The 21073-nt window shown below is 65.2% G+C and carries 17 protein-coding genes; 16 read left to right on the top strand and 1 reads right to left on the bottom strand.

Going from position 1 to position 21073, the window contains the following annotated elements; translation table 11 throughout:
- Positions 1–6 precede the first annotated feature (6 nt).
- On the top strand, positions 7–1668 hold the full coding sequence (recN, locus tag DX905_RS06505; protein ID WP_116090625.1) for a DNA repair protein RecN: 1662 nt from the start codon (positions 7–9) through the stop codon (positions 1666–1668).
- Between the two features lie 71 nt (positions 1669–1739).
- Here recN and rpmG read toward each other — a convergent pair whose 3' ends face one another.
- Positions 1740–1907 carry a 50S ribosomal protein L33 gene (rpmG, locus tag DX905_RS06500; protein WP_116090624.1) on the bottom strand — a complete coding sequence of 56 codons (168 nt, stop codon included), beginning with the start codon at positions 1905–1907 and terminating at the stop codon, positions 1740–1742.
- Positions 1908–2154: 247 nt separating this feature from the next.
- Here rpmG and DX905_RS06495 point away from each other — a divergent pair, with 247 nt between their 5' ends.
- The 15 genes from DX905_RS06495 to DX905_RS06425 all read left to right on the top strand — a co-directional run bounded on the left by DX905_RS06495 (position 2155) and on the right by DX905_RS06425 (position 20978).
- A complete protein-coding gene (locus DX905_RS06495) occupies positions 2155–2655 on the top strand; it encodes a Dps family protein (protein ID WP_116090623.1) in 501 nt (166 codons plus the stop codon).
- Between the two features lie 61 nt (positions 2656–2716).
- Complete coding sequence (locus DX905_RS06490) at positions 2717–2890, top strand: DUF1328 domain-containing protein (protein ID WP_116090622.1); 174 nt, start codon at positions 2717–2719, stop codon at positions 2888–2890.
- A gap of 65 nt (positions 2891–2955) precedes the next feature.
- Entirely contained in the window at positions 2956–4566 is a 1611-nt protein-coding gene (locus DX905_RS06485) for a cisplatin damage response ATP-dependent DNA ligase (protein WP_116092381.1), read from the top strand.
- Positions 4567–4726: 160 nt separating this feature from the next.
- Positions 4727–5752, top strand: coding sequence for a KpsF/GutQ family sugar-phosphate isomerase (locus DX905_RS06480; protein WP_240320749.1), 1026 nt, complete (start codon positions 4727–4729; stop codon positions 5750–5752).
- Between the two features lie 10 nt (positions 5753–5762).
- Positions 5763–6560: a 3-deoxy-manno-octulosonate cytidylyltransferase gene (locus DX905_RS06475; RefSeq protein WP_116090620.1), complete on the top strand. Its 798-nt coding sequence runs from the start codon at positions 5763–5765 to the stop codon at positions 6558–6560.
- On the top strand, positions 6557–7408 hold the full coding sequence (gene kdsA / locus DX905_RS06470) for a 3-deoxy-8-phosphooctulonate synthase (protein ID WP_116090619.1): 852 nt from the start codon (positions 6557–6559) through the stop codon (positions 7406–7408). The genes DX905_RS06475 and kdsA overlap by 4 nt, the downstream gene beginning before the upstream one ends.
- Complete coding sequence (locus DX905_RS06465; protein ID WP_116090618.1) at positions 7405–8526, top strand: alpha/beta hydrolase; 1122 nt, start codon at positions 7405–7407, stop codon at positions 8524–8526. The genes kdsA and DX905_RS06465 overlap by 4 nt, the downstream gene beginning before the upstream one ends.
- A 65-nt stretch (positions 8527–8591) precedes the next feature.
- Positions 8592–10772 carry a hypothetical protein gene (locus DX905_RS06460; protein ID WP_116090617.1) on the top strand — a complete coding sequence of 727 codons (2181 nt, stop codon included), beginning with the start codon at positions 8592–8594 and terminating at the stop codon, positions 10770–10772.
- Between the two features lie 47 nt (positions 10773–10819).
- On the top strand, positions 10820–11893 hold the full coding sequence (locus DX905_RS06455) for a GSCFA domain-containing protein (RefSeq protein WP_116092380.1): 1074 nt from the start codon (positions 10820–10822) through the stop codon (positions 11891–11893).
- Positions 11886–12659 carry a hypothetical protein gene (locus tag DX905_RS06450; RefSeq protein WP_116090616.1) on the top strand — a complete coding sequence of 258 codons (774 nt, stop codon included), beginning with the start codon at positions 11886–11888 and terminating at the stop codon, positions 12657–12659. Before DX905_RS06455 ends, DX905_RS06450 begins: the two co-directional genes overlap by 8 nt.
- Before the next feature lie 61 nt (positions 12660–12720).
- Entirely contained in the window at positions 12721–13701 is a 981-nt protein-coding gene (locus tag DX905_RS06445; RefSeq protein WP_116090615.1) for a GSCFA domain-containing protein, read from the top strand.
- On the top strand, positions 13698–14885 hold the full coding sequence (locus DX905_RS06440) for a sulfotransferase family protein (protein WP_116090614.1): 1188 nt from the start codon (positions 13698–13700) through the stop codon (positions 14883–14885). Before DX905_RS06445 ends, DX905_RS06440 begins: the two co-directional genes overlap by 4 nt.
- Entirely contained in the window at positions 14885–18787 is a 3903-nt protein-coding gene (locus DX905_RS06435) for a glycosyltransferase (protein WP_116090613.1), read from the top strand. Before DX905_RS06440 ends, DX905_RS06435 begins: the two co-directional genes overlap by 1 nt.
- The gene (locus DX905_RS06430) at positions 18784–19755 is read left to right on the top strand and encodes a M23 family metallopeptidase (RefSeq protein ID WP_116090612.1); all 972 of its coding nucleotides are present in this window, start codon (positions 18784–18786) and stop codon (positions 19753–19755) included. Before DX905_RS06435 ends, DX905_RS06430 begins: the two co-directional genes overlap by 4 nt.
- On the top strand, positions 19755–20978 hold the full coding sequence (locus DX905_RS06425) for a glycosyltransferase (RefSeq protein ID WP_116090611.1): 1224 nt from the start codon (positions 19755–19757) through the stop codon (positions 20976–20978). The genes DX905_RS06430 and DX905_RS06425 overlap by 1 nt, the downstream gene beginning before the upstream one ends.
- Positions 20979–21073: the final 95 nt, after the last annotated feature.

Raw genomic sequence — 21073 nt, 5'->3', positions numbered from 1 at the left:
GGCGCGATGCTGACCGCTCTCGCCATTCGCGACGTCGTCCTGATCGAGGCGCTTGCGCTTGAATTCGGTCCCGGCCTTGGCGTGCTGACTGGCGAGACCGGTGCCGGCAAATCGATCCTGCTCGATGCGCTTGGCCTCGCGCTCGGCGTCCGTGCCGACACCGGGTTGGTACGGCAGGGTGCGGACCAGGCGAGTGTGACCGCGACCTTCGAATTACCCGCAGGCCATCCCGCGCTGCTGCTGCTGGCCGAGGGGGATCTGTCGATCGAGCCGGGCGAGCCACTGGTTATCCGTCGTTCCGTACGCGCGGACGGCGGCAGCCGCGCCTTCGTCAACGATCAGCCCGCGTCCGCCGGGCTGCTTCGCGCACTGGGGAGCAGCCTGGTCGAGATCCATGGCCAGCATGACGATCGCGGCCTGCTCAATGCGCGCGGCCACCGCGCGCTGCTCGACAGCTTCGGGCGGATCGACGGCGCCGCCGCCGCTTCCGCGCACGCGCGCTGGCGCGCCGCCGAGGACGCCCTCGCCACCGCCGCCGCCGATCTCGAAAATGCTGCTCGCGATCGGGAATGGCTGGAACACGCCGTCGCCGAACTCGCCGCCGCCGGGCCTGAACCGGGCGAGGAGGCGATGCTGGCTGAGGCGCGGGCGACCATGCAGAAGGGCGCTCGCCTCGCCGACGAGCTGGAAACGGCGGCGGCATTGCTCGAAGGTTCCGATGGCGGACTGGCGCAGCTTCGCCAGGCGGCGCGGCGTCTCGACCGACTCGCGTCCGAGCATGAGACGCTTGCGCAGGCGCTTGCCGCGGTCGATCGAGCGGTGATCGAGGCGGCGGAAGCCGAGGATCGCCTTGGCGACGCCCGGGCCGCTTTCTCGTTCGATCCCGCGCGGCTGGAAGCGATGGAAACACGCCTGTTCGATCTGCGCGCGCTGGCCCGCAAGCATCGCGTCGAGCCCGACGATCTGGCAGCGCTCGCCGAGGAGCTGGGCGGGCGGCTGGCCCGGATCGAGGCCGGCGGCGAGGGGCTGGCAGCATTGGAGCGCGAACTGGCGTCCGCCCGTGATGCATATCTTGCGGAGGCGACGGCGCTCTCGTCGTCGCGCCAAGCCGCGGCTGTTCGCCTTGATACGGCGGTCGCCGCCGAACTCGGCCCGCTCAAGCTGGATGCGGCACGCTTCCACACCACGATCGAGGCGCTGCCCGAAACCGGCTGGGGTGCAGCCGGTCAGGATCGGGTCGAGTTCGCAATCTCGACCAATCCCGGCGCCCCCTTCGCGCCACTGGTGAAGATCGCGAGCGGCGGCGAATTGTCGCGCTTCATCCTGGCGCTCAAGGTCGCGCTGGCGGAAGAGGGCGGGGCGGGCACGATGATCTTCGACGAGGTCGATCGTGGCGTCGGCGGCGCGGTCGCGGCGGCGATCGGCGAACGCCTCGCGCGGCTTGCCGATCAGGCCCAGATACTGGTGGTGACGCACAGCCCGCAGGTCGCGGCACGCGCCGACCGGCACTGGTTGATCCGCAAGCGCTCCGATGGTCTGGTCGCGCGGACCGGTATCCACCGTCTGGACGAGGGGGAAAGGCGCGAGGAAATCGCGCGGATGCTGTCGGGCGCCGAAGTTACTGACGAGGCACGCGCGCAGGCGGAGCGGTTGCTCGCCGCAGCCTGAACGCGAAAAGGGCGGCGCAGGCTGAACCTGGCCGCCCGGAAAAGCAGACGCGGCGGACGCCGCGCCCAGCCTTACTTGATCTTGGCTTCCTTGAACTCGACGTGCTTGCGCGCGACGGGATCATATTTGCGGAAGGACATCTTCTCGGTCTGATTGCGCGGATTCTTCTTCGTGACGTAGAAGAAGCCGGTATCGGCCGAGCTGACGAGCTTGATCTTGACGGTGGTCGGCTTTGCCATGACCCAAATTCCTGCGCTATCTGAAGGCCGCCGTCGCAGGCGGTCCAAAAAATAAAGCGGCGTTGCCGCCGCTCGATCGGTCCGCCCTCTGCCGTCTCAGCATGCCAAAGTCAAGCACGCGACGACCGATCGCAACTCGTTTCGCTGCCCCAACGGTCTCGCCGATCATACTTATCGGGATTATTGGAGGAGCAAAGAACCGATTCGCGGTTTAGTCCAGCAAACCTGCTTCCTGTGGAGAATCATCATGGCGGACACCCCCGCTCCCAAGCTTGCCACGCCGACCGATCTCAAGTCGAACGAGCTTTCCAGCGTCGCAGACGCGCTGAATGCCTCGCTGGCGGATTGCTTCGCGCTTTATCTCAAGACGAAGAATTTTCACTGGCACGTCTCGGGGCCGCACTTTCGCGATTACCATTTGCTGATGGATGACCAGGCGACGCAGATCTACGAGATCACCGACGCCATTGCGGAGCGCGTGCGCAAGACCGGCAATACCACGCTTCGCTCGATTGGCGACGTGGCACGCCACCAGACGATCAAGGACAATGACGCGCAGTTCGTCGATGCCGCCAGCATGCTGAACGAGTTGCGTGACGACAATCTCAAGCTGGTGGAAGGCTTCCGCAAGGTGAAGGAGCTCGCCGAGGAGGCCAAGGATAACGCCACCAGCGGCATCGTCGACGAATGGACCGATCAGGCCGAGGAGCGCGCCTGGTTCCTGTTCGAAGCCAGCCGCAAGGCCTGAGTCGGAAGCGCCCGGAACAGCGTGACCCGGAAGTCGTTAAGCAGGCGAAAGGAGTTCTTTCATGCTCAAGCTTGCACTCATCTTCCTGGTCATCGGCCTGGTGCTCGGTGTGCTGGGGTTCGGCGGTATCGGTGGCGCCTTCGTCGAAATCGCCAAGATCCTGTTCTTCATCGCCCTGGTCCTGTTTGTTATCTTCCTGATCCTGGCGCTGCTCGCCGGGCGGGCAGTTACCTGACCCTGGTGCCCAATTGATGAAGCAAAGGGCGGCACGATGTGCCGCCCTTTGTGTTTGAGAAGACGATGCGCGCATTTTCACAGCTTCTCGATGGACTGGTCTACACCCGGTCACGCAATGCCAAGCTGAAGCTGATCGCCGATTATATCCGCGAAACTCCCGATCCCGATCGCGGCTGGGCGATGGCGGCGTTGACCGGTTCGCTGGATCTTCCAGGCGTGAAGGCCTCGGCGATCAAGGCGCTGGTGGACGAACGCGTGGATCCGGTGCTGTTTGCAATGAGCCGCGATTTCGTCGGCGATCTCGCTGAAACCGCCGCGCTTCTGTGGCCCAAGCCACCCGGCATGCCGCCTGAAATCGATACCGGCGCGCTGGGCCTGGCCGCCGTGATCGATCGCCTGATGACGCTCGGCCGCGTCGAAGCGCCGCGTGCACTGGCGGGAATGCTCGATCAGCTCGACGCCTCCGGCCGCTACGCCCTGCTGAAGCTTGCCACCGGAGAATTGCGCGTGGGCGTTTCCGCACGGCTCGCCAAAACCGCGCTGGCGCAGGCGTTCGGGCTCGACGTCGATCAGGTCGAAGAGGTGTGGCATGGCTTGCGGCCGCCCTATCTGCCGCTCTTCGCCTGGGGGGAGGGTACTGGCGCGCAGCCGACGCCGGCGGACGTGCCGGTGTTCCGGCCGTTCATGCTGGCGCATCCGCTCGAGGATTTGCACGTCGACCTCGCCGATTATGCCGCCGAGTGGAAATGGGACGGTATTCGCGTCCAGATCGTCGGTGTCGGCGGCGAAACCCGGCTCTACAGCCGAGCCGGCGACGACATTACGGGTAGCTTCCCCGACGTGGCCGCAGCCTTTCGCACCACCGGCGTGCTCGACGGCGAACTGCTGGTCAAAGGCGAGATTCAGGGGGGCGGCATCGAGCATGAGGGCGCGGCTAGCTTCAATGCTCTCCAACAGCGGCTGGGCCGCAAGAATGTCTCGGCCAAGATGCAGGCCGATTACCCAGCCTTCGTGCGCCTCTACGACATCTTGTTCGACGGCGCTGAGGACCTACGCGGGCTTGGCTGGAGTGAGCGGCGAGAGCGACTGGAGGCATTCGTTGCCAATCTCGATAGGCATCGTTTCGACCTGTCGGCGGTGATCGAGGCCGACAGCTTCGATGCGCTCGAGGAAATCCGTGGCAATGCCCGCGATGCCTCAATCGAAGGAATGATGCTTAAGCGGCGCGATTCCCCCTACATCGCCGGGCGCCGCACCGGCCTGTGGTATAAATGGAAACGCGATCCGCTGACCGCGGATTGCGTGATGATGTATGCCCAGCGCGGCCACGGCAAACGCTCGAGCTATTATTCGGACTATACTTTTGGCTGTTGGACGGCGCCGCCGGACGAAGGCGGCGAACTGCTACCGGTCGGAAAGGCCTATTCGGGCTTCACCGACGAGGAGCTGAAGTGGCTCGATCATTTTGTGCGAACGCGCACGGTGGAGCGCTTCGGGCCGGTTCGCGAAGTCGAGAAGAGCCTGGTGCTGGAGGTGGCATTCGATTCCATCCACGCCTCCAAGCGCCACAAGTCCGGGCTGGCCATGCGATTTCCCCGGATCGCCCGAATTCGGCGCGACAAACCGGCGGCGGAAGCCGACATGATCGAAACATTGCAGCGGATGACGAGCTAGAGCCGTATGCCTGTGGCTTGGCGGCCACAGTCGCTAGGCATCGAATAATAAAACCTTTTCCGCCTGAAACCTTGCAAGGGGAAGGGCGTTTACCGTCGATCGTTTCGCATTCGTAAACTTCTGTCTCGCCACGGAACAAGGGCCCCGTTAGAAGGCCGGCATGCAGAAAATCAAAGGGAAGCCCATGGGCGTTGCCGAATTTTCGCGCCAGCTCTCCCGCACCGATCGTGCCGATCTTGTCGCCTATGGGCGGGAAGTCATCGAGACCGAGGCTGAGGCCCTGAACTCACTAGCAGGTGCGCTGGACGAGAATTTCGCACGAGCGGTCACTACGATCCTCAACGTCACCGGCCGGCTCGTTACAACGGGCATCGGCAAATCCGGTTATATCGCGCGCAAGTTCGCAGCAACGCTGGCCTCGACCGGCACGCCGTCGCTGTACGTCCACCCGGTCGAAGCAGCGCACGGCGATCTCGGCATGCTGATGGCTGGCGACGGACTGCTCGCCTTCTCCAACTCGGGGAGCACGGCCGAACTTCAGCCGATCCTCGATTATGCGGCCAAGCTTGGCCTCAATGTCATCGGCATCGCCTCCAAGGCGGATTCGCTGTTGATGCGGCAGGCGGATGTCAAATTGCTGCTGCCCCGGGTCGATGAGGCTTGCCCGGCCAATCTGGCACCGACGACGTCGACCGCGATGATGATGGCGCTGGGCGATGCTTTGGCAATGACGACAATGCGCGCGCGTGGCGTCTCCGCCGCAGGTTTTGCCGCGCTCCATCCCGGCGGCACGATCGGCAAGCGCCTGATGCGCGTCGCGGCGATCATGCATCGCGAGGGCGCCATGCCGTTCGTCGCACCCGAAACTTCAATGCGCGACGTCATCGTGACGATCACGTCGATGAGCTTCGGCATCGCCGGTGTGATTGATGAGAGCGGAGCGCTGGTCGGGGTTATCACCGACGGCGATTTGCGGCGTCACTTGGATGGCCTGCTCGAAGCGACTGCTGCCGATGTGATGACGCCCGATCCGGTCTGGGTGTCGCCCGGTACATTCGTCGAGGATGCGCTCACCGCGATGAACAAGCACAAGATCACGGCGATGTTCGCGATCGAGGATGCCGAAACGCGGCGCCCTGTCGGCCTGGTGCACGTGCACGATTTCCTCCGCCTAGGTATCGCTTGAAGAGATCCTCATGACGGCGGCCATCGTCGTCCCCGCGCGCTACGCCTCGACCCGCTACCCCGGAAAGCCATTGGTGGAATTGAAGGGCGCGGGAGGTGTCGCGAAGCCACTAATCCGTCGAAGTTGGGACGCCGCCATGTCGGTGCCCCACGTGTCGCGCGTCGTGATCGCGACAGACGATGATCGCATAGCCGGCGCCGCGCAGGGTTTCGGAGGCGACGTTGTGATGACGCCGGAGAGCGCACGTAACGGCACTGAGCGCTGCGCGGCGGCACTCGAAGCGCTGGGCGACGAAAATATCGTCGTCAATCTCCAGGGCGATGCTCCACTGACTCCGCCAGCCTTTGTTACGGCGCTGCTGGACGCCATGACCGCCGATCCCGCCATCCAGGTGGCGACCCCGGCGGTGCGTGCCACTCCGGAAATCCATCGACGCCTGCTTGCCGACCAACAGGCGGGTCGTGTTGGCGGTACGACCGTTGCCGTCGGTGCCAACGGCGATGGTCTTTATTTTTCCAAGGCAGTCATTCCCCACGTCGCGCCCTCGCAGGTCGGCGATCCGTCGCTGCCTATATTCCTGCACATCGGCGTCTACGCCTATCGCCGTTCCGCACTGGAAGCCTACGCGACGCTCGCACCCACACCGCTCGAGTTGCTCGAAGGGCTCGAACAATTGCGTTTTGTCGAACATGGCATGGCCGTGCGGGTGGTCGAAGTGGCGGCGCCGGGCTATGACATCTGGGAATTGAACAATCCGCATGACGTCGCGCCGATCGAGGCAGCGTTGGCGGCGAGAGGCCTGGAATGAGCGAACCGAACTGGGATTTGTGCGGCCGCCGCATCGGCCTCGGCGAGCCCCTGTTCCTGATCGCCGGCCCGTGCGTGATCGAAAGCGAGACGATGGCGCTGGCCGTGGCGGAAACGCTGCGAGGGATTGCTGACCGGCTGGGTATTCTGCTGATCTACAAGAGCTCGTTCGACAAGGCGAACCGCAGCGCGGGCAGCTCCTTTCGCGGCCCCGGTCTTGAGGAGGGTTTGCGCATCCTCGAGAAGGTGCGCGCAGAGACCGGGTTGCCGGTGCTGACCGATGTGCACGAAGTGCATCAGGTCCGCCCCGTGGCCCAGGTGGCCGACGTCTTGCAAACGCCCGCCTTCCTCGCCCGTCAGACCGACCTGATCGAGGCAGTCGCCATCTCGGGCAAGCCGGCCAACATCAAGAAGGGCCAGTTCATGGCCCCGGGCGATATGGTCAACGTCATTGCAAAGGCACGTGCGGCGGCCGCCGATGCGGGCCTCGCCCCATCGACGTTGATGGTTGCCGAGCGTGGTGCCTCCTTCGGCTATCATAATCTCGTCGTCGATATGCGCGGGCTCGCCATCATGCGCGATACCGCTTGTCCGGTGGTGTTCGACGCCACCCATTCGGTGCAGCTGCCGGGTGGCAACGGCACCAGCTCAGGCGGGCAGCGCGAATTCGTTCCCGTGCTTTCGCGGGCGGCCGTTGCGGTTGGTATCAGCGGTTTGTTCATGGAAACCCATCCCGATCCGGCGCAGGCCAAATCCGACGGGCCGAATGCATGGCCGCTCGACCAACTTGAGATCTTGCTGCGCTCGCTGCTGGCGATCGACGGGGCCGCCAAAGGCTCAATGCAATGAATATCCAGCCAGGGGCCCTGGTCTCGGCAGAGGAGTTATTCCGTTCGGACGAATTGCTGGTCCGCCGCGTCGGCGGTTTCGGCGGCTCAACCTGCTATGTGACGTTCGACTCCTATACCGACAATCGGACGCTTGATCGTCCGGGTTTTGGCGAAGCCTATTTCCGTGGCCGCGGCGTGGATGCGATCCACGTGCTGAGCCGTGACAATCACTGGTATCAATATCCGGAACTGCCTGGCGCGATCACCGCGATTGCCGCGGCGACGGCCGGATATGATCAGGTAATATCCTATGGCTCCAGCATGGGCGGCTTCGCGGCGCTGCGTTACGGCTCCGCCTGCGGTGCGACCATCGGGCTGGCGCTCTCGCCGCAATATAGCGTCGACCCTGCGGTCGTGCCCTTCGACCGGCGCTGGGCAGACGATGTCGCGCGCATCGTCTTTCGCGGGGACGACGTGCCGCCGCTCGCGACCCAATATATCGTCTACGATCCGCGCGATCCGCACGATCGCCGCCATTTCGATTTGTTTGCCGCCCGCTCGCCCACGCGCGGCATTCCCATTCCGCACGGCGGCCACCCGGTTGGCGGCTATCTCGCCGAAACCGATATGCTGCGCCGCCTGCTGGGGCATGTCGAAGCTGGCGGCTTCGATCATAGGGCGTTCGCGCGCGAGCTGCGCCGGCGGCGGCGCCAATCCGGTCATTACTTTTTCGTACTCGCCCAGCGTGTCCTGCCGCACCGCGCCCGCCAGAAGGTGGCGCTGGCGGCGCTGGCGGTCGAGACCCAGGGGGATAACCCTGCCTATCACAGCCAGCTGGCTGCGGCGCTGGATGCCGCCGGCGATTATCGCGCCGCCTATGAAGTCCATCAACGCGCGCTCGCGATGACGGACGAAGGCCTTTATGCCTCCCACAATCTACTGCTGCATCATGAGGCACGCGGCGCGCTCGACCAGGCGCTGGCGATCGCCGAACGCCTGCTGACCGAACATCCGGCCGTATTGTGGCTGCCCAAGACACGCGAACGGCTGCGGCGGAAGTTGCGGCACAGGACGCGGTGGGGACGGCTGGCTTCGATCCTGTATCTCGATCCGTTGCTGGACAGGCTGTTTAGGTAGACGTTCGCTCGTCGTGCTTCGGCGCGGCGCTCGCCTCCTTGCCGATCACGTCCTAAGGTCGGCACATGGCGCTGTTCGCGATCTGGCACGAAACGGCTGCGCCGGGCGCGGCGGAGCGACTCCATTGCGCGCTGCTGGCCGAAGCTCCGATCGTACCGGAGCGCGTGACCCGGGTCGCGATCGATACCGCGCAGGGGCGTTGGCAGCTGAGCGTCTTTGCGTGTGCCAATCATTTCTACGGTGCCGATGCGCAGCTTTGGAGCGATCCAGGCGGCGGGACCTGCATCATTCACGGGCTGATATGGCGGATCGGCTCCGACAAGGCGGCCCTGCTCGATGCCCAGGCAGTCGCAGCATTGCTGGCGCGGCCGGGCCAGACATTGCCGGCCGACATCGCCGGCGAATATGCGATCCTGCGGCTTCATCCCTGCGGAACGGCCGAGGCCTTCGGCGATCCGGCGGGGCTTCACCAGATCTTCCATCATAGCGAAGGCGCACCCATCCTCTCTAACCGGGCCGCCTTTGTCGCCACTGTGGCAGGCGACCGGCGGCCGGACAGTCGCGCCGGGCTATGGCTCGGTGCGATCGGTTATCGCGTCGGCGCGGCCAGCGCATGGGCGGCGGCGCGTCAGCTGCCGCAAGGCGGCCGCATGACGGCACTCGCCACGGGCAGTGTTAGCCATGTCACGGCCCTGCAGCTTCCTGCAGCGCGGGGTTATGTTCATGGCGGAGAAGAATTGCTGGCCGCCGGGCTGGAGCAGGCCAAGGCGGCTGTCCGGCTGGCGGCCAATGGCGCGACGCTCGATCTGCCGATTACCGGCGGCAAGGACAGCCGGGTGGTACTCGCGATCGCGCTGGCGGCTGGGCTGCGCGATCGGCTGACCTTGTTCACGCGGGGCTATGCCGGCCACCCCGATGTCGTGGTCGGCGCGCAGCTTGCGCGAGAGATCGGCATACCCCATCGTCGCGAGGCACCGCTTGGTTCGGACCTTCCCGCGGATCTGCCGCCCCGCGCTTTCCTGCGTCTGCTGGCAATTATCGCCTGGCAGACGGATGGCGCCATGGGCGGCTGGGACAATGTCAGCGGCCGCACTATCGGCAAGGCAACGCTGGTCAGTGGCCATCTTGGTGAGGTCCTCAAAGGCTATGCCAAGCGCGTGCCGGAGGGGCCCCGCGATGGCGTGGAGATGGTCCGGCTGCAGGCGCCGTTCGATCCGATGGAGCTGCTGCGGGGGCCGGCCCGTGCACACTTGGCCGAGCAGCTCGAGGAACAGATGGCGGCGGCGCGTGCCGCCGGCGCCGACGAGCCTGACCTGCCAGACTTATTCTACTGGCAAAATCGGGTGCCCAACTGGCTAGGGGGAATCCGCAGCATCAAATCCTTCGAGCGTCAGCCGATTCTGCCCCTCGGCGTGCCGGCGCTGATGCGCCTCGCTTTCCAGATGACCGCCGCCGAGCGGAAGGCCGAGCTCGCCCACTTCAAGCTGATCGAGGCTGCAGCGCCGGAACTGCTCGATCTGCCGTTCGCGCACCAGAGCTGGGACCGAGCCCTCGGAATCGCATCCGCTCCGCCGGTGCTTGCCGCGCCCGGCTCGGCTTTTTTCGGCAGCTGGCAATGGTCGATCAACCGCGTGCCGGAAGTCCGTGCGGCGCTCGCGGGTTTGTTTGCCGAAGTTGAAATTCCGCTATGGGCGGATGTCGACCGCGCTCGTTTCATCGACGCGCTCCGTCAGCGACGATTCGACTATTTTGACGCGATCAGCCTGCTCGGTTTCGCGACTGCTGCGATTCACCAGGCGGGCCTCGGTATTGCGCTGAAGCTCGACGGGAAGGAGCCGGCCGAAGCCCGCATCGACCGATTTGCCGATGCCACCCCCGCTAGAGTGACCGGGCATCTCGATGCCGTGCGCGGTGCTGCCACCCGGAATGAAGATGCGCTCATCCTGGATGGTTCCGGCGATATCTGGTTCGACGGATGGCTGCACGCGCCGGATTGGCCGGGTGCCACGCCGGTAATCGAGGCAAGGGTCGACGGCCGCATCGTGGCGTCGGCAGCGGCGGATATGTATCGCGCCGATCTCGCACAGGCCCGCATCGGGGACGGACATCATGGATTTAGTCTTATGGTCGATGGCGAGGCGCTCCGCGGCGCCGATGAGGTGATTCTCGCTGTCCCGGGGAGGGAAGACGGTCCTGCGGGCGGGCGGCTGGCGGTAAAAAGCGCAGCTGCGAAGCAAGGCGGCTGATAGTCAAGGCGGTTGCTCCGCGCGATACTACGTGGGAGATGCGCGCCATGGCCGATCATCCCTATCGCCACCTGCCGAACGGCGCCTATTGGCGACGCGCGGTGGCGGCGGCCGGCGCCGAGGTCGATCCTATCATGGGCGACTTCCTGCGCATCACGCCGGAGGACAAGGTTGCGACTGCCGGAAGCTGCTTCGCGCAGCATGTCGCCCGGCACCTGGCAGCGTCGGGCTTCAACTATCTCGTCTGCGAGGCAGCGCATCCGATCGTGCCGGACGATGCGGCCCGGGCAGCCGGCTATGGCCTCTACACCGCACGCTACGGCAACATCTACACGACGCTGCAGCTCGTCCAGCTGTTCGACCGCGCTTACGGCCGGTTTGCGCCTGCCGAGGACGTCTGGACCGCGCCGGATGGCGGAGGCGTGGTCGATCCGTTCCGCCCCACCATTCAGCCTGGCGGCTTCGCATCGGAGGCGGAGATGCGCGCGGACCGGACGCAACATCTCGCGCGGGTACGCGAAGCGTTCGAGACGCTCGACATATTGGTGTTCACGCTCGGGCTGACCGAGGCCTGGATATCGAAGGAGGACGGTGCCGCCTTCCCGCTCTGCCCGGGTGTGGCAGGAGGAGCCTTCGACCCAAACCGCCATGAATTCCGCAATCTGCGGGCCGGCGAGGTGCGTGCCCAAATCGGCGCATTCGTCAAGCGGCTGCGGTCGGTGAACCCGGCTGCGCGGGTGGTGCTGACCGTGTCACCCGTTCCGCTTGCGGCGACTGCGTCAGGCAATCATGTCCTGCCGGCGACGATCTATTCCAAGTCGGTCCTGCGCGTGGCCGCACAGGAGGCGGCCGAAGAGCTCGAGGGGGTGTTCTATTTCCCCTCCTACGAGATTGTCACCGGCCCGCAGGCGCGCGGGCGCTTCTTCGCCGACGATCTGCGCGAGGTGACGGAAGAAGGGGTAGAGCACGTGATGCGGGTCTTCCTGCGCCATGCAGCCGGGATCGAGGGTACTTCCGCGCCAGGGGAGCAGAGGGCTCCGCAGGATCGGTTCACGGCCGACATCACGCGCTGGGTGGAGACGATGTGCGACGAGGCGATGCTCGACGGCGAAGATGCCTGATCGCCGTCCGCAGCGCATCAATCTGCTCGCCATCGGGCAAAGTCACGTCGCTGCCATCCGTGCAGCCGCCAAGACGCATCGCGAAACCTATCCGGACGAGCCGCGCACGCGCGTGATCCACACGCTGGAGGCGGTGCATGCCCCCGAGTTCGAAGGCGTGACTAATGACAATTACGGCGGCGCCCGGCTCGGCCCTAGGCTGGCGGCCGCGATCGAAGACCAGATCGTGCGCCACCGGCCGCGCGTCGCTTCGGTGATCGGCGGCAATGCGCACAATATGCTGACGCTGATGCGCCATCCGCGCCCGTTCGATTTCCATCTCTCCGGCTACGACCAAAGGCCGCCGCTCGATCCGGATGCGGAAATCGTGCCGGAGGCGCTGGTGCGGGCTGCGCTGGCGGCAAAGATGCAGCCGGACTTTGCGCGCCTGCGCCTGCTGGGTGAGCTCGCCGGCAGCTTCATCCACATCGAAAGTCCGCCGCCGCTCCGCGACGAGGAATTCATCGCAGCACGCGCGGAAGCATGGTTTCGGGACCAAAGCCCCGGCACGATCACGGTGGCGCCACCGGGCCTCCGCTGGCGGGCATGGCGGCTTGCCTCCCGGCTGATGCGCACCGCTGTGGAGGCGGCTGGTGCGCGCTTCATGCCGGTGCCGCTGCAGGTTCAGGATCAAGACGGTTTTCTGAAACCCGAATATGCCGCCGATCCGACACACGGCAATGAAGCTTATGGCGCGGCGCTGATCCGGGCATTGGAGGATTTCTAGCGCCGCTGCCGGTACGGCGGAAACTAGACCTCTTCCCGCGGTCTCGCTACCGATCCCGCCGATGGCCGACGGATTTGCCAGAGTGGCGGCGGAAGACGCCTATCGTGCGACGATGCGCCAGCGTGCCGCCAAATGGCCGGTTCGCGGCTCGGCGCGGATCGAGCCAACGGCCAAGCCGGCGATCGTGCCGAGCTTCACGCTGGCACGCGGCGCGTCTGTCTTCACGATCGGTTCCTGCTTCGCCCGCAACATCGAGATCGCGCTGCGCGATCACGGCTTGCGCATTCCGACGCTCGACCTGCAAATCCCCCAGAACGAGCTCATGCAGGGGTCCATGCTGCGGACCGGCATCCTCAATAAATACACCCCCTTCTCGATGCTCAACGAGATCGACCAGCTCGACGCGGAGGATGATGGTGGCCGTTTCCTGATCGAACTCGGGGACGATGCCTGGTGGGACGGCCAGCTGCATAGCCACGAGCCGGTGACGCGCGAGCGGGCCCTGAAGCGGCGCCAACGCATTCGCCGCCTCTACGCGGAAGCGATCGCCGAAAGCGCGCTGGTGATCGTGACGCTGGGCCTGGTAGAGGCGTGGTGGGATGAGGCCGAGCAGCTTTATCTGAACGATGCTGTCCCGCGTGCCGTGATCGACCGGCATCCCGGCCGCTTCTTTTTCGAGGTGCTTTCGCCTGAAAAGGTGATTGATGCAGTCATGCGGCTGGTAGCGGCGTTGCACGCGCGCAATCCTGCGCAGCGCATGCTGTTGACCGTCTCGCCTGTGCCACTGCATCGCTCTTTTACCGGTGGCGACGTGCTGACGGCCAATAATTACAGCAAGTCCGCGCTTCGTGCGGCCGCCGAGGTCGCCGTACGCAGCTTCGATCATGTCGATTATTTCCCTTCGTTCGAGACGGTAACCATGTCGGATCGCGCAATCGCGTGGGAAGACGATCTGGCGCACGTCACCCCGGCGATGATCGAGCTCAACGTCAGCCGGATGATTGCGGATTATATGCCCGCCGCCGACGAAACCGCCGCATGAGCCGCGTCGCGATCCTTGTGCTGGGCATGCACCGCTCGGGGACGTCGGCGCTGACGTGGCTGCTCGGACGGCTCGGCGCAGCGTTGCCCAAAGATGCGATCGAGGCGAGCGGCGACAATGCGCGGGGATATTGGGAATCGCAGGCGCTGGTAAAAGCCGACGATCAGTTGCTGCGGGTGGCGCGGTCGAGCTGGTTTGATCCGCGTCCGCTCGATCTGTCGCGCCTCAGCGAGGATGGACTGCGCTCGCGCAAGGCACGCATGCGTGAAGCGATCGAGGCCGCATGGGGCGTGGCTCCCTTGCTGGCGATCAAGGATCCGCGTCAGTGCCGCTTCGTGCCCGTTGTCGCGGACGTGCTACAGGAAATGGGGATCGAACCGCGCGCGTCGTTGATGCTGCGCAACCCGGGCGAGATTGCCCGATCGCTGGAGACCCGCGACGGGACGACGCCGGCTTATGCGCATCTGTTGTGGCTGCGGCACATGATCGATGCGGAGCGTGCGACACGTGGCATGACGCGCGCGATCGTCGACTATGACGGCATGCTGGCCGACTGGCGCGATACGCTCATGCGCCTCACATTGCTTGTGGGACGGGACGGGTGGCAGCCTGACGACCGGACTTCCGCCGAGATCGACGCCTTCCTCGACCCCGGGTTACGCCATCATCGCATGGGATCAGCTACACTGGAGGAGCCGCTGGCAGGCATTGTTGCGGCGGTCGATGCGGGACTGCGTGCGCTGATGGCACGCGACGACGATACGGCGCGCGACCGGCTCGACCGCGCCTATGCCATGCTCGACGCGGCGCCATGGCTGGAGGGCGATATCGTGCACGATGCACTGCGCCACAGCCGCGCCGGTACGGCGCAGCCCGAGGGCAAGGCCGAGCCCGAGGCCCAGCCCGAGCCCGACCAAGCGAAACTGGCAGAGGTGATACCCGCGCAAGCGACGGCCGCCCCGGATCCATCGGGCGATGCGGCATTGATCCGCGGTAGCGGCCTGTTCGATGCTGATTATTATCTCGGCCGCTATCCGGATGTGGCAGACAGCGGGCTCGATCCCATCGACCATTATCTGAAGGTCGGCGCGGCCAAAGGCTATGACCCAAGCCCGTTATTCGACACCGGCTATTATGCCCGGCAGATGGCGCGGCGAATGAACGCGCCGAGCAGCGGACGCTGATGCGCGCAGCAATCCACCTTCATCTCTTCTATCCGGATGTCGCGCTTGAACTGATCGACCGCGTGGCGCGGTTGGGTCGTCCGGACATCGATGTGCTGGCGACATTTCCCGACGTGCTCGATGCCGACGTCGATCGGGCGCTCGACAGGATTCCGGGTCGCGTTCTGCGGATCGAGACGCCAAATCGAGGATGGGACATCGGCCCGCTTCTCCACCTTTTGCCGACAATTCGGGAGGAGGGATATGGGGCGGTCTGTCACCTCCACACCAAGAAAGGCGATTCGGGCTATGCCGCGGAATGGCGCGCGATCGCCTATGACGGACTGATCCGGGATGACGCGCTCGTCACGCGCATCCTGAGTGCGTTTGAGGATCACCCCGAGCTGACGCTGGCCGGGCCGGCGGCACTCTATAAATCCGCGGCCAGCCATCAGTTCGGCAACGCCGACATATTGTCCGTGCTCGCGCCCAGGCTGATGGCGCCGCTTTATCCGCTGGCGGACTGGGGCTTTTTCGCGGGCACATTATTCTGGGTGCGGCCTGCTTTGCTTGAACGCATCGCTGCCTTGGCCGAATTCGAAGGCCATGATGCGACGCGCGACGGAACGCTCGCGCACGCTTTGGAACGGCTGATCGGGCTGGCACCAGTCGCGCTGGGCGGCAAGATCGGACTGGTAGATGACGAGGGTCAGCTGACCCTGGGGTGCGCGCCGGGATCGCCCGATCAGGCGCCGGTCATCCGCACTTTGGTCGAGCGCGCCGAGCGGTTCGTGGCGCCGCTTGACGCGGAATTGTCCGCTCTGATCGCTGCTCGCAATCCGCTGGTAGATTACATTCGGCACGGGCGCGATGCCGACGCCCTCGACCCCAACCCTTATTTCTCAACCCAATTTTATCTGCGCGTCCATCCCGATCTGGCGGCGGCAGGAGTCCATCCGTTCGAACATTATACCAATCATGGCGCCGTCGAGGGGCGATCGACCGGCCCCCTGTTCGACGGGGCATATTATCGGGCAGCTTATGACGACGTGACCGGAGATCCGCTGCGCCATTTCGTGGAGGTTGGCGCACGCGAGGGGCGAGTGGCCATCCCGATCAGCCGGCCGGAATATCAAGCCGCCGACGACCGGCCGCGCCGTTTCTATCGGCATTTCGACGTGGCCGGCGAGGCGGCTTTCTTACGCCGCATTGCGGGTCTGCCCCCGAAAGTCGTGGCTGCGGCGGCAGCGACGCGCGTGTCGGTGGTCATGCCAGCCTGGAATCGCGAAGCGACGATCGCGGCAGCCATCCGTTCGGTGCTGTCGCAGACGCACGAGAATCTCGAACTGATCGTCGCCGACGACGGATCGACCGACGAGACACGAGCGGCGGTTGCCCCCTTCCTCGGCGATCCGCGCGTGCGATGGCTGGATGGGCCGCATGGCGGCGTCTCGGCAGCGCGCAATCGCGGGCTGGCGGCCGCCACTGGCGATATCGTTGCCTATCTCGACAGCGACAATCGCTGGATGGGCTGGTTCCTGGAGGTGATGACCCGCTTCATGACGGCGGAGCGCGTCGACGCCGCCTATAGCGCCATCGCTCTACGCGATGATCTCGGCCACCTTACCGGCTATCGCGGCGACGATTTCGACTGGGAGGCGTGCCTTAGCCAGAATTATGTCGACCTCAATGCCTTCTGCCACCGCCGCGCGCTGATAGAGACGGTCGGCGCGTTCGATCCACGGCTGCGGCGCATGGTCGACTGGGATCTGATCCTGCGCGTCGGCAAAAATCGCAATGTCGGCTACGCGCCGTTCGTCGGTTGCGACTATCATGATGGCAAAGCGGACCCCGGCCGCATCACCACCGCCGAACCTGCAGCGTTCCAGAAGCTGGTCTGGACCAAGAACCGCTTCGAACTGGAGGTCGGGAGCCCGGCTTTTCTCGAGCGCCTGAAGTTAAGCTTCGCGATCAAGATCGCCGCGCCCGAGCATGAAAAGGATGCCTGGGGCGACTGGCATTTCGCAGACTCGCTCGCAGAGGCGATTCGGCGGCTGGGCCATGATGTCCATGTCGATTTTCGCGGCAGGTGGGGCGGGCGCGCTTTGGCGGACGAGGATGTGGCCATCAGCCTGCGTGGGCTCATCGCCTATGAGCCGCGCCCCGGCCAACTCGCTTATCTATGGAATATCAGCCACCCCGATCAGGTTTCGTACGAGGAATATGACCGTTATTCGCGCGTCTATGTCGCCTCGGAAAGCTATGCCGGCCTGCTGGATCATATCGTCCGCCCGCCGGTAAGCGCGCTGCTGCAGGCGACCGATCCGGACCGCTTTCATCCGCTGGACAATCCGCCCGCTGGCCCGGACCTGCTGTTCGTCGGCAATTCGCGCGGGATCGAGCGCGAGATCGTGCGCTGGGCGATCGAGGCGGAGCGGCCGCCGGCGATTTACGGCGGGGGCTGGGAAGGGCTGGTGTCCCAGGATCTGGTCAAGGCTGACAATGTCGACAATCGCGTGCTGGGCGCGATGTATGCTGGCGCGGGCGCAGTGCTTAACGATCATTGGCCGTCGATGGCGGCGTTCGGTCTGCTGTCAAACCGGCTGTTCGACATCGTCGCGGCCGGCGGCAAGGCGCTGTCGGATCGGGTGCCTTCAATTGCGCGGACGTTCGGATCGGCTGTCGCCGAAGTGTCGGGACCGGCCGAACTGCAGCGCGTGGCGGACCGGCTGGTTCACGCACCGCGCGTGCCGGGCGCGGCGGAGGCTGTCATGGCGGATCATAGCTTCGACGCTCGTGCGCGTCGGCTGGTGGGCGATACGCTCACCGCGCTCGGGCTAGCACCTCCCTTCGCGGTGCCACCGCAAGCACCTCCACCGCTTCCCACGGCTAGCCCGCTGCCGAAGTCGATCCGCATCCACTTGATTGTGGCGCATGGTCCGCACGGCCCGCAAAGCTCGGCAACAATACGCCTCATCGCGCCACTCACCCACGAGACGGTCACAGGCCGCGCGCGGATCAGCGTCGGCGGCGCCGACACGGAGGTGCCGCAATGCGACATCTGCATTGTCCAGCGCGCCGCGCTTCCGTCCGAAGCGGCGGTCGATATGCTGGTCGCACGCCTGGCCGAGCTCGGCGCTGCGCTGGTGGTGGATGTCGACGACGCGTTCGTGGCGATGGAGGATCACCCCGAGGCCGCGCTTTACCGGCCACTTAATGCGGCGATCGAGCGCGCGATCGCCGCTTCCGCCGAGACGTGGTTTTCCACATCTGAGCTTGCCCGTCTCTACACACACGTGGCGCATCGTCACGCGATCATGCCCAATGCGCTCGATCCGAGGATCTGGCGGGATTGGCGCCAGCACCGGCCCGAGCCATTCCGAGAAGACGTGGTGCGCATGCTCTATATGGGGACCGGCACGCACGGGTCAGACTTCGCGCTGATCCGCCCTGCACTGGAACAACTCGCGGAGGAGCGGCCCGGCCGGTTCGAGCTGACCCTCATCGGTATCGCAGCCGATATCGAGCCGGCCTCCTGGCTCCGCCGCCAATCGCCACCCGCCGAGGTCATTCCCTACGCCCGCTTCGTCCGCTGGTTGCGCGCGCAGGGGCCGTACGATGCCGGTTTGGCGCCGCTGGCGGACACGCGCTTCAATCGCGCCAAGTCGGATATCAAACTGCTCGATTATGCCGCGCTGGGGATGTTGCCGGTCGTCCAGGACTGCGATGCCTATCGCGTCGATAGAAAGGCGAGAGATGTCGCACTCTATGCGTCAGACTGGCTCGAGACGCTGCGTCAGGTGGTAGACGACCGCGATACCGCACGCGCCCGCGCGGCTGGCGCGCAATCCTATGTTTGGCAGCACCGTTCCATCGCCGGGCGTGCCGCGCCGATGATTGCGCGATTGGAGGCGTTGCTATGAAGGGCCTTGCTGTCGCCTTGCCCTTGCTGCTGCTAGGCGCGGCCGCGCCAGTGTCGCCACCGCCTCGTCTTGCCTTTCCTGTCGCCTGTTCGCTTGGAACAACCTGCGCCATCCAGAGCTATCGCGACGACGATCCCGGCCCTGCGGTGCGAGATTATGCCTGTCACGGCCGGACCTATCAGGCGCATGATGGCACCGACATTCGGTTGCCCAGCATGATGGCGCAGCGCCGGGGCGTGAACGTGCTGGCGGCCGCGCCGGGCACGGTCCTGCGAAGCCGCGACGGCCTGGCCGATCGTTCGATCCGGGACGCTTCGGCTGGAGCTGTGGCCGGGCAGGAATGCGGCAATGGTCTTGTGGTCGATCACGGCGGCGGCTGGGAAACGCAATATTGCCACATGGCGCGCGGCAGTATCGTTGTGCGTCCGGGGGATGCGGTGAGGGCGGGTACGGTGCTGGGGAAAGTGGGCCTGTCGGGCGACACCGAGTTCCCGCATCTGCATCTGTCCGTGCGTCACGACAGCAAATCGATCGATCCGTTCGCCTGGGGCGCACCGGCGAATGCCTGTCAGGGCGGCCGCAGCCTGTGGGCTGCCACCCCGCCCTACCGTGAGGGAGAGATATTGGTCTCGGGCTTTGCCGGCGCGCCGGTAACGATGGGTCAGGTGCAGGATGCCGGCAGCGAGCTGGCGCCAAGGCCGACCCGCAAATCGCCGCTGGTGGCCTTTGTGCAATCGATCGGCTTGCAGGCAGGCGATGTTCAACGCCTGATCCTGCAAGGGCCGGACGGGGCGGTCCTTGCCGACAATCGCGCCCCCGCGTTGGAACGCGACAAGGCGCAGGTGCTGCTCTTCGCCGGCCGCAAGGCGCAGGCTGGTGGCTGGAAGGCGGGGATCTATCGTGCCGCATACAGCGTGACGCGCCGGGGCAAGATCGTGATCGCCCGCACTTGGGAAATTACGCTCTGATGGCGAACATCCTGGTCGTCCATCAGAACTTTCCCGGCCAATTCCCCCACATCACCGATGCCTTGCTGGCGCGCGGCGACAAGGTGGCGGCATTGGGGGGAAAGACCGCTGCGGGGCGGCCGGGTGTCGATTTACGCCGGTGGAGCAATGATCGCGGCTCCACGAAAGGCGTTTTCGAGATTGCCACGCGGGCGGAAGCGGATTTCATTCGCGGCGCTGCCGCTGCGGCGGCCGCCGGCCGGCTCAAGCAGGATGGCTTCACGCCGGACGTGATCATCGCCCACCCGGGATGGGGCGAGCCGCTGTTCCTGAAAGAAATCTGGCCGGACGCGAGGATGATCATCTTCGGCGAATTGCTCTACCGCAGCCATGGCGGTGACATCAATTTCGATCCCGAGTTCGGCGCCGAAAGCCTGGCGGCCAATGTCCGCGTGCACGCCAAGAATGCGACACAGGTGCTGGCGGCGGCCTATGCCGATCGCATTGTCTGCCCCACGCGCTTCCAGGCGGACAGCTATCCCCCGGCGCTGCAGGAGCTGATTCGCGTCATCCATGAAGGCGTGGATATGGACCATGCCCAACGTCGCGAGCATGCTGCCGTGCAAATTCCTGATGGCCGAAGCCTCGATCGATCGACGCCGGTCGTCACGTTCGTGAGCCGCACGCTGGAGCCCCTGCGCGGCTTCCATATCTTCATGCGCGCGCTGCCCGAATTCCTGGCGGCGTGCCCCAGCGCGGAGGTATTGATTATCGGCAGCGCCGCGCTGAACGGCTATGGCGTGGCCAGCCCCAATGGGCGCGACTGGCAGTCCTATTTGCTCGACGAGCTGGGCGATCGGCTGGACAGGAAACGCGTCCATTTCCTGGGCAAGGTGCCGCATGCAACGCTCATCGATGCCTTCTCCATCTCATGGGCACATGTTTACTACACGTATCCGTTCGTGCTTTCCTGGTCGCTGGTCGAGGCCATGGCGGCCGAGTGCCTGGTGATCGGATCCGACACTGCCCCGGTGCGCGAGGCGATTACGGATGGCGTTGAGGGGATTTTGCGGCCCTTCTTCGATGTGCCTGCGCTGAGCCAGGCGATGCGGGAGGCCGTTGCGGAGCCCAACTCTTTTACTGCAATGCGCGTGGCGGCACGGCGGCGTGCCCTAGAGGATTATGATCGCGCGCGGGGCACTGCAGCGTGGCTGGCATTGATCGACGAACTGCTGGTAGCCTGACGCCCAAATTGCTTCGCCACCATCTTCATCCCGACCGGCGCGGCACATAAAAAAAGAGCCGGTCCCGACGGACCGGCTCTCCTTTTTGACAGGTT

It is taken from the genome of Sphingomonas crusticola (genome assembly GCF_003391115.1).
GTDB lineage: Bacteria > Pseudomonadota > Alphaproteobacteria > Sphingomonadales > Sphingomonadaceae > Sphingomonas_I > Sphingomonas_I crusticola.
This window is presented reverse-complemented; position numbering and strand designations above follow the sequence as displayed.